The following is a 13,011-nucleotide window of genomic DNA, read 5'->3' as shown; positions in this document are numbered from 1 at the left end:
AGTAGGTCGCCGTAAAGGCGAAAAGGTGAGTGAGCGCCGCCATGGCGAATGGATATTTCGCTATTTCAATGCAGTCGATAAATTGTTGGTTTTGACGTAAGCGCAAAGTCCGTTTGCGGTGGCAAGGCTTCTACTCGGCCTCCTGACGTCACATTTGGCGATGTCTGGCTATCGCGCATCACAAGCAAGCGCAAGCAGAACACCTTGAACGAGATGACTCTAAGCAAAGACAGCCCAACGAGGTCGTCATCGTGGCCCGACAGTGCATTACCCCGCCCACCACACCCGCCCAGGCCCTGACCCTGCTGGCATTGGCCATGACCACGGTGCTGGCCTCCGGCATCATGCCCCGGCACCGCGCCGACTGGCTGATGGAAAACATCGTCCCGCTGGCTCTGGTGCTGGCCCTGGTCGTCGGCTGGCGCTGGCTGCGCCTGTCACGGCAGGCCTACCTGTCGATCCTGCTGTTACTCGTCGTGCATGAACTGGGTGCGCATTACACCTATGCCGAAGTGCCTTACGACCGTTGGTGGCAGGCATGGTTCGACCAGTCGTTGAACGCTGCCTTGGGCTGGCAACGCAACCAGTACGATCGGCTGGTGCACCTGAGCTACGGCCTGCTGTTCTACCGACCGCTACGCGAAACGCTATGGCGCCTGACACCCCTGCGCGGGGCTTGGCTGGCGTTTCTGGCGTTGAACCTGGTACTCGCCACCTCGGCGTTGTACGAACTGATCGAATGGGTCGGTGGCCAATACGTGGGGACCGACACGGCCCGCGCGTTCGTCGCCACCCAACGCGACCCTTGGGATGCGCAGAAAGACATGGCGCTGGCGCTGGGCGGTGCGCTGGCCAGCCTTGCGTTGGGCGCATTGCTGGGTGTTCGACCGCCCAAGTAATACCGTGGAACATCCCGCGCCGCCCTGGCGTCTCCCGGGTATAGGAAGACGATCCAGAGGAGCTCCCCATGCCTGCCCCCGCCAAGACTCGCGAAGCCGCCGACAATGCGCTGCTGACGTTGCTGCGCCGCCATGGCGAGCCGCTGCCGAATATCGATGCGCCGTTGTTCGGCGCATTTTTCGACCGTTTTGCTGACGCCAAGGTGGTGCTGATCGGTGAAGCCAGCCACGGCACCCGGGAGTTCTACCGGGCCCGGGCCGCCATTACCCGGCGGCTGGTCGAGCGGCACGGTTTCACCATCGTCGCGGTGGAAGCCGACTGGCCTGATGCCGGGCAGCTCGACCGCAAGGTACGTGGCCTGGGGGCCGCGCCCACCCGCGACCCAGCGTTCTCGCGATTTCCCAGCTGGATGTGGCGCAACGCCGAGGTGCGCGAGCTCATCCATTGGCTGCAGGGCCACAACCAGGCCAAGGCGGCTGAGGCGCGGGTCGAATTTCGTGGCCTGGACATCTACAGCCTGCGCAACTCCATGGCCGAGGTGCTGGCCTACCTGGACCGCACCGACACCGAGCTGGCCCGCGAGGCACGCCAGCGCTACGGTTGCCTGACCCCGTGGCAGGACGACCCGGCCCTGTATGGGCATTTCGTCGAACGCGGTGGCCAGGTGCCGTGCGAAGACGCGGTGGTGCAGCAGCTCAACAGCCTGCTGGCCGAACGTCTGGCGCGTCTGGCCCATGACGGCGAGGCCTTCTTCAACGCCACCCAGAACGCCCGCGTGGTGCGGGCCGCCGAACAATACTACCGGGCCATGTACCGTGGCTCGGCGGCCTCCTGGAACCTGCGCGACACCCATATGTTCGACACCCTGCGGGCGTTGCTCGCCCATCGTGGCGCAGGGGCCAAGGCAGTGGTATGGGCGCACAATTCCCATATCGGCAACGCCGCCGCCACTCAGATGGGCTGGCGTGGCGAGCTCAACCTGGGCCAGTTGTGCCGCACCGCCTTCGGCCAGGAGGCGGTATTGATCGGCATGAGTACCGACCGAGGCCAGGTGGCCGCTGCCGATGACTGGGATGGCCCGGTGCGGATCAAGCAGGTCCTGCCCTCACGCCCGGACAGCTGGGAGCGCCGTTTCCTCGATGCCGGCATTCCGGCCTCGTTGACCGACTGGCGCGGGGAGGGCACGCAGGCATTGCGCGAGGCCCTGGCCGAACCCTTGCTCGAGCGTGCCATCGGCGTCATCTACCGCCCGGCCACCGAGCGCCAGAGCCATTATTTCGAAGCGTCTCTGGCCGATCAGTTCGATGCGCTGGTGTGGATCGAGCAGACCGCTGCCGTCACACCGTTGCCGGTGCCCGAAAGCGCAAGCCATGAGGAAGACACCTTCCCGTCCGGAGTCTGATGCCATGAATACCTATTTTTCCCAGCACCCCATGTTCAAAGACCGCCGCCAGGCCGGGCGCGCCTTGGCCCAGGCGCTCCAGTCGCGGGTGCAAGACCAGCCGCTGGTACTCGCCTTGCCCCGTGGCGGTGTGCCGGTGGCCTACGAAGTGGCCAAGGCATTGGCCGCACCGCTGGACGTGGTCCTGGTGCGCAAGATCGGCGCACCGGGCAACGAGGAGTTCGCCATCGGTGCCGTGGCCGAGGGCAGCCCGCCTTACTGCGTGGCCGACCAAGCGATGATGGCGCTGTTCGGTGCCTCCCAGGATTGGTTCGACGCCGAGCGTGATCGGCAACTGGAGGAAATCCAGCGGCGGCGCCGAGCCTACTGCGCAAGTCGTCCAGCCCCTGATGTGACGGGCCGTGAAGTGGTGTTGGTGGATGACGGCATCGCCACCGGCAGCACCGCCCGCGCAGCCTTGCTGGCCCTGGCCGCCGCCGGGCCGTCGCGCCTGCTGTTCGCCGCTCCGGTGGGCGCGCGAGAGGCAGTGGCGATGCTGCGGCCCTTGGTCGATGAGCTGGTGTGCCTGGAAATGCCCGAGCCGTTTCGCGCGGTGGGGCTGCACTATGACCGGTTCGACCAGACGGGGGATGACGAAGTGGTGAGGTTGCTGGCGGGCAGTATGTCCGGCTGAGCGGCGCCCGCCAGACAAGGCGCGTGGTCGGGGTTCCATGGCTATCCCGGCAAAGCCGATTATTCTTCAACAGACCTTGCTGCGATCCTGGGCGGCCCGCCCTGTCGTGCTTCGCGCAACCTTGCAAAACCCACGGCCTGGGTGCATTGGTGAATGCGTAGTAGGGCACCTTCGGCCTATCGCCCATAGACGGAGGCAACCCATGGCGGTCATCGACAGCACGTCCTCAGGCAGCAGTGCACCCCAGCGCGGCATCACCCGGGAGGAGCGCAAGGTCATCTTCGCCTCGTCCCTGGGCACCGTATTCGAATGGTATGACTTCTACCTCTACGGCTCCCTGGCCGCGATCATCGCCAAGCATTTCTTCGCCGGGGTCAACGAGACCACCTCGTTCATCTTCGCCTTGCTGGCCTTCGCCGCAGGCTTTGCCGTGCGCCCGTTCGGTGCCATCGTGTTCGGCCGCCTGGGCGATATGATCGGGCGCAAGCATACCTTCCTCATCACCATCGTCATCATGGGCTTGTCCACGGCCGTGGTCGGCGTGCTGCCCAGCTATGCGAGCATCGGTGTGGCGGCGCCGATCATCCTCATCAGCCTACGCTTGCTGCAAGGCCTGGCGCTGGGCGGCGAATACGGCGGCGCCGCGACCTATGTGGCCGAGCATGCGCCCAAGGGCAAGCGGGGTTTCTTCACCTCGTGGATCCAGACCACCGCCACCCTCGGGCTGTTCCTGTCGCTGCTGGTGATCATGGCGTGCCGCACGGCGCTCGGGCCGGAGGCCTTCGAGGCCTGGGGCTGGCGCATTCCGTTCGTGCTGTCGATCCTGCTGCTGGCGATTTCGGTGTATATCCGCCTGCAACTCAACGAGTCGCCGGTCTTCATGAAGATGAAGGCCGAAGGCAAGGCGTCCAAGGCGCCGCTGACCGAGTCGTTCGCCCGCTGGGACAACCTCAAGGTGGTGATCATGGCGTTGCTCGGCGGTACCGCGGGGCAGGCGGTGGTGTGGTACACCGGGCAGTTCTACGCGCTGTTCTTCCTGCTGCAGATGCTCAAGATCGATCCCCAGGCCGCCAATCTGCTGATCGCAGGTTCGCTGTTGATCGGGACGCCGTTCTTCGTGCTGTTCGGCAGCCTGTCGGACCGTATCGGGCGCAAGAAGATCATCATGGCCGGTTGCATCATCGCCGCGCTGACCTACTTCCCGATTTTCAAGGCGTTGACCGAGTACGGCAACCCGGACGTGTTCGTGGCCCAAGAGCAGAACCCAGTGGTGGTGGTCGCCGACCCCGATCAATGCGCGTTCCAGTTCGACCCGGTGGGCAAGGCGCGCTTCACCAGCTCCTGCGACATCGCCAAGAGCCTGCTGGCCAAGCGTGCGATTCCCTATTCCAATGAAGACGCCGAGCCCGGCAGCGTGGCGCAGGTGCGCATCGGTGACCGGGTGATCCCAAGCTTCGAAGGTGCCGGGCTGGCAGCGGCGGACTTCAAGGCCCAGGGCGACACCTTCACCGCCACCTTGGGCGCCGCGCTCAAGGAAGCAGGCTACCCCGAAAAGGCCGACCCGGCGAAGATCCACTACCCGATGGTGTTGTTGTTGCTGACGCTCCTGGTGATCTACGTGACCATGGTTTACGGCCCGATCGCCGCCTGGCTGGTCGAGTTGTTCCCGGCGCGCATCCGCTATACCTCCATGTCGCTGCCATACCATATCGGCAATGGCTGGTTCGGCGGCTTCCTGCCGACCGTGGCGTTTGCCATGGTGGCGGCGACGGGCGACATCTACTACGGGTTGTGGTACCCGATCGTGATCGCGGTGATGACAGCGGTGCTGGGGATCTTCTTCCTGCCCGAGACCAAGGACAGGGATATCCATCACGCGTGAGGGGCTGCTGCACAGCCATTGCGGGCAAGCCCGCTCCCACAGGGGGGCGGCGCTAGCCGCTTGTTCCCTGCGCGACAGCGCAGCCCGGAAGGGCTGGTGATCTCCCATAGGGACCTGCGCTGTGCAGGAGGTTCCCATTTTCTGGGGGCGCGGGCTCGTTTTGCGACAAGGCGTGTCGCCTAGTCGAAACAACCTCGCAAGGCATAGCGATAGCCGATATCGACGCCTGCGCAATCACCCCGGATGTGGGTCTTGTTCAGCACGAACTCGAACGCCGGCTCGTACAGCCCGTCGCGCAGCACCGCGCCTGCCAGTACCTCGACGTGGTACCAACCGTTGTCCAGCTCGATGATTGGCCGGCCCGGTTGCTGGTAGCGTGCCAGCAGGTCGCCCAAGGCCTTGTGGGTGAAGTGCTGCAGGATGCGCCAGGTGAACAGCATCAGCGCGCGGTGCTGCACCTGCAGCACATAGCCCGGGCGGCGGTGCTTCAGGCGACTGCCGGGGGCGAGCAGCGCGGGGGTGGCCTCGTCGAGGCTGAAGATGATCCGGTAGGGCAGGTTCTCGACCCCGGCCAGCGGCAGGACGATGCCGTCGAACACCGCCTGGTCGCCGACGTCGCTGCTGGTGAACGCCCCGGCCAGGTCGTCAGGCAGGTCGTGTTCTTCCTTGTAGCGTTGCAGCAACTGGATATCGCCGAGGATGAAATAGTCGACCAGGTCGTTGAGTACTTCGCTGAATTCATAGCGCATGGGTTTTCCTTGTTATGGCTGCGCTTGTTACGGGAACCGGCACTTTAGCGGAAGACTTGGTGGCATTCACTCCGGGCGTGGTGTTCAGTGACGCTGGGCGATCTGGATCAGGTTACCGCAGGTGTCGTCGAACACCGCCACGGTCACCGGTCCCATGGCGGTCGGCGGCTGGGTGAAGTGCACGCCTGCGGCGCACAGCCGGGTATATTCGGCCTGGATGTCGCGCACACCAAACGAGGTGGCGGGGATGCCATCGGCCTTGAGGGCGGCCTTGTAGGTCTTGGCGGCGGGGTGGGCATCGGGCTCGAGCAGCAGCTCCACACCGTTGGGGTCGTTGGGCGAGGTCAGGGTCAGCCAGCGGTGCTTGCCCATGGGGATGTCGTGCTTGGGCTCGAAGCCCAGCACATAGTGATAGAAGGCCAGGGCCTTGGCCTGGTCGTCGACCAGGATGCTGGTAATCACGATTTTCATAGGCACGTCCGTTCGGCAGGCGGTTACCTGCAAGTAAAGACGTTCTACGTGTGTTCACCACCCCGCTCCGAGAGACCTTGTAGGAACGGGTTCGTCCTGCGACGCAATACCGGCCCGATCGCGGGACAAGCCCGCTCCCACAGGTTTTGTGTCTGGCCGTCGCGGTGCTGGTACCGGCCTTGTGGGAGCGGGCTTGCCCCGCGATCAAGGGTGAAGCCCTTGCCATGCTAGCGCACTTGCAGGGCCACCCCGCTCGGGTGGTCAGTGTTTGCGCAGGAACGCCAGCAGATGCTGGTTGACCTGCTCGGCCGCCTCCATCTGCACCATGTGCCCGACACCGGGTATCACCACCGCCTCAGCCTCCAGCCCATGGGCATGCCTGACCGGGATGATCGCATCCTCGGCCCCCCAGATCACCATCACCGGCAGGCTCCCGAGCACGCTGCGCAGGTCGTGCCGCTGCCGGTCGCCGTCGGCTATAGCCGTGGCCAGCTGGCGTAAGGCGTTGTCCACGCCCTCCAGGCGCTTGAACTTGAGCATGTCGTCGAGCATCTGCCGGGTGACCAGGCCCGGGTCGGCGAACAGCTGGCTCATCTGCGGCTTGAGTGCGTTGCGGCTGCCGGCCTCGACGAAACCTTGCAGGTAGCGCCCATTGATCGCTTCGCCGAGGCCCGCGCTGGCCACCAAGCCCAGGCTGGCCACTCGCTGGGGCGCCAGGCGTGTCAGGTTCAGGCTCACTGCGCCGCCCATGGAGTGGCCGACCAAGTGGGCCCGGGGAATCTCAAGGTGGTCGAGCAGGGCCAGTACGGCTTCGCTCAGCTCATCCAGATCGCCCCGTTGCAGAGCCTTGGCTGACTCGCCGTGGCCGGGCAGGTCCAGGGCGATGACCCGGCGTTCGGCGGCCAGGGCCGGGTGGTTGAACAGCCAGTTGTTGAGGTCGCCGCCGAAACCATGCACCAGCACCAAGGGCGTGCCGCCTTCGCCGAGTTCGAACCAGCGCAGCAGACGGCCGGCGATCTCAGCCCTCTGCGGAGCTGGGCCCTGGGCCTGTTCGGTACCGCCCTGGGCAACGAACTCGGCCTGGAACCGCTGCACCACTGCGTCGATCTGGGCTTCATCGGCTTCGCCTTCCACCACCACGGCGAGCAGGGCACCCACCGGCAGGGTTTCGTCAGGGCGCGCCACCAGGCGGCGCAGCACGCCGCTGAAGGGGGCCTCGACGCTGCTGCTGATCTTGTCGGTCTCCACGTCCAGCACTTCGTCGCCCTTGACGATTTCGTCGCCTTCCTCTTTGAGCCAGGCGTCCACTCGGCCCTCGGTCATCGACAGGCCCCACTTGGGCATGGTCAGGGTATGGATCTGGCTCATGCGGCGCTCCTCGCGGCTTCGATCACCTTGTGTACGGCGGCTTCGATCTTCGCCGCGTCGGGGATGTACAGGTCTTCCAGGGCATCGGAGAACGGCACCGGCGTATGCGGCGCGGTGACCATCTCGATCGGGCCCTTGAGGGCGCCGAAGGCCTTCTGCGCGACCAGGGCGCTGATGTCGGTGGCCATCGAGCAGCGCGGGTTGGCTTCATCGATCACCACCAGGCGACCGGTCTTCTCCACGCTCTCGAGGATGCTGTCCTCGTCCATCGGGCTTGTGGTGCGCAGGTCCAGCACTTCGCAGTCGATACCCTGGCGGGCGAGGTTGGCAGCGGCTTCCATCGCCACATGGACCATGCGCCCATAGGTGACCAGGGTCACGTCGTCACCGTCGCGCAGGAAGTTGGCCTCGCCGAACGGTACGCTGTAGACCTCCTCGGGGACTTCGCCCTGCATGCCGTAGAGCAGCTTGTGTTCGCAGAAGATAACCGGGTCGTTGTCGCGGATCGCCTGGATCAACAGGCCTTTGGCGTCGTAGGGCGAAGAGGGGCAGACCACCTTCAGGCCCGGAATATGGGTCCACAGCGAAGTGAGCATCTGCGAGTGCTGGGCCGCGGCGCGCAGGCCGGCCCCGTACATGGTGCGCATGACCAGTGGGGTGACGGCCTTGCCGCCGAACATGTAGCGGAACTTGGCCGCCTGGTTGAGGATCTGGTCCAGGCAGCAGCCGGCGAAGTCGACGAACATCAGTTCGCACACCGGGCGCAGACCTTGGGTCGCGGCACCGACGGCTGCGCCCACGTAGCCGATTTCGGACAGCGGCGCATCGAGCACTCGGCCGGGGAACTGATGGTAGAGGCCCTTGGTGACCCCGAGCACGCCGCCCCAGGCATCTTCCTCGCCGGGCGCACCCGCGCCGCCGGCGACATCCTCGCCGATGATGAACACGCTGGTGTCACGGCGCATTTCCTGGGCCAGGGCTTCGTTGATGGCCTGCTGGTAGCTGATCTTTCTTGCCATGGTGGTTCTCCTGTTGTTCTTGTTGTCCGGCCTTACGGGTAGCTGACGTAGACGTCGCTGAGCAGGTCGGCGGGCTGTGGCTTGGGGTCGGACTTGGCGCGGCGCACGGCGTCTTCGATCAGGTCCTCGACCCGGGCGTCGATGGCGTCGAGCTGCTCGTGGCTCAACAGGCCGGCGCGGGTGGTCTTGTTGCGAAACTGCAGCAGGCAGTCGCGGCTTTCGCGCAGGTTCTTCACCTCGTCCGGGGCGCGGTAGGTCTGGGCGTCGCCTTCGAAGTGGCCGTAGTAGCGGCTGAGCTTGACCTCGATCAGCGACGGGCCTTGCCCCGCGCGAGCACGCTCGATGGCAGCGCCGGCGGCTTCGTGCACGGCGAAGAAGTCGAAGCCATCGATGGTCACCCCCGGCATGCCGAACCCGGCGGCGCGGTCGGCGATATGGTCGCAAGCCACCGACCAGGTCGAAGCGGTGGCCTCGGCGTAGCCATTGTTCTCGGCGACGAAGATGCACGGCAGGTTCATGATCGACGCCAGGTTCATCGCCTCGAACACCGCGCCTTCGTTGGAGGCGCCGTCGCCGAAGAAGGCCACCGATACATCGTCGCGGCCCTTGATTTTCGCCGCCAGGGCGGCGCCGGCCACCAGGGGCGCACCGGCACCGACGATGCCGTTGGCGCCGAGCATGCCTTTCTCCAGGTCGGCGATGTGCATCGAGCCGCCCTTGCCGCCACACACGCCGGTCTTCTTGCCATAGATTTCCGCCATCATGCCGTACACATCGACCCCCTTGGCGATGCAATGGCCGTGGCCGCGGTGGGTCGAGGCGATGCAGTCGCTGTCGCGCAGGTGGGCCATCACCCCGGCGGCGGAGGCTTCCTCGCCGGCGTACAGGTGGACGAAGCCGGGAATCTCGCCGGTGGCGAACTCCACGTGCAGGCGTTCCTCGAAGGCGCGGATGGTGCGCATCACTTCATAGGCATGCAGCAACTGCTCGGAATTCAATTGGGTGGACATCTTGTTGTTCTCCAGGGTTGTCTCAACACAGGGTTGCAGCGAGGCGCCGATGGTCCCTCGGGACCGCCAGCAGGTGATGTCGGGCGGCATAGGCCAGTACGGCCTCGACGTCTACGGTCAGCGGGCCGTTGGCGTCGAGGGTGACGGTGGGGGTGTCGTGCTCGGCGAATTCGATCTCCCGCTCGCCGTCCAGGGCCAAGGTGCCGCAGGCCAGGCTCAGGGGGTAGGCGATGCCCGGCTCGAGCCGCCCCGAGGCGCCGATGCCGCAGCCTTGCAGCAGGCCGGGGGCCAGCGGGGTGAGCAGCGTATGTTGGGCGTGCGGGTCCAGGTGTACCCAGGCGCCGTGAGGGTCCAGGCGCGATACCGGGCACCACAACCCGCATAGCGCGGAAAGGCCGATGGCATGGGGCTCGGCGAAGCAGGCGAAGACCTCGGTCAGGTCTTCGCTGCGAGAGAGTGCACGGGCGCCGATGAAGCGTTGGGGCGACACGGCCACCTCCACCAGCGCCCATTCGCATACGCCCTGTTCGGGTACCCGCACCAGCAGGCGCTTGTTGCGACGCAGGCCGATGCCGGCGGGCACTCGGCCACTGGCTTGCAACCCTCCGGCCAGGCCGGCGCTGGTGGCCTCGCGCAGTTCGGGGAAGGCGTTGTTGGTGCCGGTGGACAGCGTCAGCAGCGGCACATCCCCGGCTTCGGCGGCCACGGCCTTATGGGTGCCGTCACCGCCGAGCACGGCGATCATCGCCACGCCTCGGTCGACCATGTGGCGCGTGGCCAGGCGTGTATCGGCGACGGTCTGGGTCAGTGGCAGGTCGAGGATCTCCAGGGTCGGCCAGCGCTGGTCTTGTGCCACTGGGCCTTGACTGGCCTTGAGCACTGCGGCGGCAATTCCGGTCATGTCGCTGGGCAGCAGCACCTGGGCGATGCCCGTGGCACCGAAGGCGGCCAGCAGGCGTTGGATGGTCGAGGCCTTGTCGGTACTGGAATAGAGGCCGGCAGTGGCGGTCAGGCGGCGCAGGTCGCGACCTGAGGCCGGGTTGGCGATGATGCCGATAGTCGGGGCAGGTTGCGTCATGGCGCACCTCGGTTCTTGTTTGCCAGGGCTGGAGCAAGGGCAGTGCCAGCTTTGTTCGACGGGCTCGAGATAGCCGTGCCAGAGCGGCTACGCCCGGTGCGCGATGCCGCTCGGGCAGTGCCGAGCGAGACGCCCGGTGCCAGCCTGGTGAGGTGCAGGGCGAGACGCTGAGACGCAGCGTCTCAGGCGTACCGATGATCACGCCGCGCTTGTCGGAGACTTCGTCGAGGCGCTTAATGGCCGCACAACGACAAGAACACGAGAACCGGAGGCCCGATGCTTGCCGCGAACTCCCGAGCCCATGTCGACTGCGTCAGCCGTGTGCTGAAGAACGCCGACCGCTTGCCCCAGGCACCGGTACCGACGCTGATCCTCGACTCGTGGCGCCGTTCCATGGAGCTGTACCGCCTGGACCCTGGCTCCCTGCAGGGGCCGCGTATCCTGTCCCAGGACGTGCTCAACGAGTGCCGCGAGCGCGCCGAGCTGTTCCTGCGTATCGCCAGCGATGCCGTGGCCCGGTTGCACGAGCGGGTGCGCGGCGCCGACTACTGCGTACTGCTCACCGATGCCCAGGGGCGCACCATCGACTACCGGGTGGAGTCGGCCATCCGCAATGACTGTCGCAAGGCCGGGCTGTACCTGGGCACCTGCTGGTCGGAAGGTGAGGAGGGCACTTGTGGGGTTGCCGCCGTGTTGACCAGCAAGGCGCCGATCACCGTGCACAAACGTGACCACTTCCGCGCCGCCTTTATCGGCCTGACCTGCAGCGCAGCCCCGGTGTTCGACCCCCAGGGCGAATTGTTGGGTGTGGTGGACGTGTCGGCCTTGCAGTCCCCCGACGACCGGCGCAGCCAGCACTTGATCCGCCAATTGGTGGAGCAGACCGCGCGGGAGATCGAGAATGCCTTCTTCATGCACAGCGCCCAAGGCCATTGGGTGATGCGCGCCCATGGCACGCCAGGTTACGTGGAAAGCCAGCCGGATTACCTGTTGGCCTGGGACGGCGACGGCCGCCTGCAGGCGATCAACAGCCTGGCGCGCCAGCGTTTGCTGGAGCGCCTGGGGCGTTTGCCGGGGCATATCGGCGAGTTGTTCGACCTCGACCAGCTGCGCCGGGCCAGCGACGCGTCGGCCCAGCACTTGCCGGGTTGGGGTGGGCTCTACGGCCGGGTCAGCGCGCCCCAGCGCCGGGCCCGGACGGTGTTGCCCCAGCAGGCCCAGGACGCGCGCATCGAACAGCACCTGCGCCTGGCCACGCGGGTCAAGGACTGCAATCTGGCCGTGCTGGTACTGGGCGAGACCGGCGTGGGCAAGGAGGTCTTCGCCCGCCAGGTGCACCAGCAAAGCCTGCGGCGTGACGGCCCGTTCGTGACGCTCAACTGCGCGGCGATCCCGGAGAGCCTGATCGAAAGCGAGCTGTTCGGCTACGTGGCCGGGGCGTTCACCGGGGCTTCGAACAAGGGCATGCAGGGCCTGTTGCAGCAGGCCGATGGCGGCACCTTGTTCCTCGACGAGATCGGCGATATGCCGCTGAACCTGCAGACCCGCCTGCTGCGCGTGCTGGCCGAGGGCGAAGTGGCGCCCTTAGGCGCGGCACGGCGCCAACGGGTAAACCTGCAGGTGATCTGCGCCACCCACCGGGACCTGGCGGCGATGGTGGCCGATGGGCGTTTTCGCGAGGACCTGTACTTCCGCCTGGCCAATGCCCGTTTCGAGTTGCCACCGCTGCGTGAGCGGGACGACCGCCTGGGGTTGATCCAGCGCTTGCTGGCCGAAGAAGCCCAGGCCTGTGGCGTCGACGCCAGGCTGACAGATGCCGCGCTGGAGGCGCTGCTGACCTATCGCTGGCCCGGCAACTTGCGCCAGTTGCGCCAGGTGCTGCGCTACGCCTGTGCGGTGTGCGAGGGTGGGCAGGTGATGCCTGAGGATCTGCCTGAAGAAGTGCGTGGTGCCGGTTCCAGCTCCAGCGAGTCGGTTGCTTCCAGCCCTGCGCGGCAGCTGCTGCTCGATGCCCTGATCCGCCATCGCTGGAAGCCGGCGGAGGCGGCGCGGGCGCTTGGCATTTCCCGCGCGACCTTGTATCGGAGGGTGCATGAGCACCGTATCGAGATGCCGAGGATGAAGCTATAGATTCACTTGGCAAGGTTTGCGTGATCCTGTAGGAACGGGCTTGTGCCGCGATGGGCTGCGCCCGATGTTTTGTCGACTCGTTGGTATTGATTTAAGCGAACAGTCCGTTTGCCATGGCGAATGGATATTTCGCTATTTCAATGCAGTCGATAAATTGTTGGTTTTGACGTAAGCGCAAAGTCCATTTGCGATGGCGACGCTGAGTCACCTTTCCGCCTTTACGGCGGGTCACTTTTTGTCAAACGCGACAAAAAGTAACCAAAAAACGCTGGCTCCTGCATCCGGCCCCTGCGCTGCGCTCCGGGGTTCCCTCGCTCCAGCCTTGCTCC

11 protein-coding genes are annotated in these 13,011 nt (G+C 65.8%); 5 read left to right on the top strand and 6 right to left on the bottom strand.

Annotated features, from left to right (window positions below; translation table 11 throughout):
- Positions 1–251 precede the first annotated feature (251 nt).
- The 4 genes from ACNFG0_RS22255 (at position 252) to ACNFG0_RS22240 (ending at position 4,857) form a co-directional block, all read left to right on the top strand.
- Entirely contained in the window at positions 252–899 is a 648-nt protein-coding gene (locus tag ACNFG0_RS22255) for a DUF2238 domain-containing protein (protein ID WP_416766442.1), read from the top strand.
- 68 nt (positions 900–967) lie between these two features.
- A complete protein-coding gene (locus ACNFG0_RS22250) occupies positions 968–2,302 on the top strand; it encodes an erythromycin esterase family protein (RefSeq protein ID WP_416766441.1) in 1,335 nt (444 codons plus the stop codon).
- A 4-nt stretch (positions 2,303–2,306) separates the two neighbouring features.
- On the top strand, positions 2,307–2,975 hold the full coding sequence (locus tag ACNFG0_RS22245; RefSeq protein WP_196146980.1) for a phosphoribosyltransferase: 669 nt from the start codon (positions 2,307–2,309) through the stop codon (positions 2,973–2,975).
- A gap of 202 nt (positions 2,976–3,177) precedes the next feature.
- Positions 3,178–4,857: an MFS transporter gene (locus ACNFG0_RS22240; protein WP_196156718.1), complete on the top strand. Its 1,680-nt coding sequence runs from the start codon at positions 3,178–3,180 to the stop codon at positions 4,855–4,857.
- 179 nt (positions 4,858–5,036) lie between these two features.
- Here ACNFG0_RS22240 and ACNFG0_RS22235 read toward each other — a convergent pair whose 3' ends face one another.
- The 6 genes from ACNFG0_RS22235 to ACNFG0_RS22210 all read right to left on the bottom strand — a co-directional run bounded on the left by ACNFG0_RS22235 (position 5,037) and on the right by ACNFG0_RS22210 (position 10,552).
- Complete coding sequence (locus tag ACNFG0_RS22235; protein WP_196156717.1) at positions 5,037–5,606, bottom strand: hypothetical protein; 570 nt, start codon at positions 5,604–5,606, stop codon at positions 5,037–5,039.
- 84 nt (positions 5,607–5,690) lie between these two features.
- The gene (locus ACNFG0_RS22230; RefSeq protein WP_196156716.1) at positions 5,691–6,077 is read right to left on the bottom strand and encodes a VOC family protein; all 387 of its coding nucleotides are present in this window, start codon (positions 6,075–6,077) and stop codon (positions 5,691–5,693) included.
- A gap of 261 nt (positions 6,078–6,338) precedes the next feature.
- A complete protein-coding gene (locus ACNFG0_RS22225) occupies positions 6,339–7,445 on the bottom strand; it encodes an acetoin dehydrogenase dihydrolipoyllysine-residue acetyltransferase subunit (RefSeq protein WP_416766437.1) in 1,107 nt (368 codons plus the stop codon).
- Complete coding sequence (locus ACNFG0_RS22220) at positions 7,442–8,464, bottom strand: alpha-ketoacid dehydrogenase subunit beta (RefSeq protein ID WP_416766435.1); 1,023 nt, start codon at positions 8,462–8,464, stop codon at positions 7,442–7,444. Before ACNFG0_RS22220 ends, ACNFG0_RS22225 begins: the two co-directional genes overlap by 4 nt.
- A 32-nt stretch (positions 8,465–8,496) precedes the next feature.
- Complete coding sequence (locus ACNFG0_RS22215) at positions 8,497–9,474, bottom strand: thiamine pyrophosphate-dependent dehydrogenase E1 component subunit alpha (protein ID WP_196146975.1); 978 nt, start codon at positions 9,472–9,474, stop codon at positions 8,497–8,499.
- Positions 9,475–9,496: 22 nt separating this feature from the next.
- A complete protein-coding gene (locus tag ACNFG0_RS22210) occupies positions 9,497–10,552 on the bottom strand; it encodes an ATP-NAD kinase family protein (RefSeq protein WP_196156713.1) in 1,056 nt (351 codons plus the stop codon).
- A gap of 276 nt (positions 10,553–10,828) precedes the next feature.
- Between ACNFG0_RS22210 and ACNFG0_RS22205 the strand changes: the two genes are divergently transcribed.
- Entirely contained in the window at positions 10,829–12,682 is a 1,854-nt protein-coding gene (locus tag ACNFG0_RS22205; protein WP_416766433.1) for a sigma-54-dependent Fis family transcriptional regulator, read from the top strand.
- Positions 12,683–13,011 lie beyond the last annotated feature (329 nt).

The organism is Pseudomonas sp. NY15372 (assembly GCF_048068215.1).
Taxonomy (GTDB): domain Bacteria; phylum Pseudomonadota; class Gammaproteobacteria; order Pseudomonadales; family Pseudomonadaceae; genus Aquipseudomonas; species Aquipseudomonas guariconensis_A.
The sequence above is the reverse complement of the archived record's forward strand: the minus strand, read 5'-3'. Positions and strand labels throughout refer to the sequence as shown.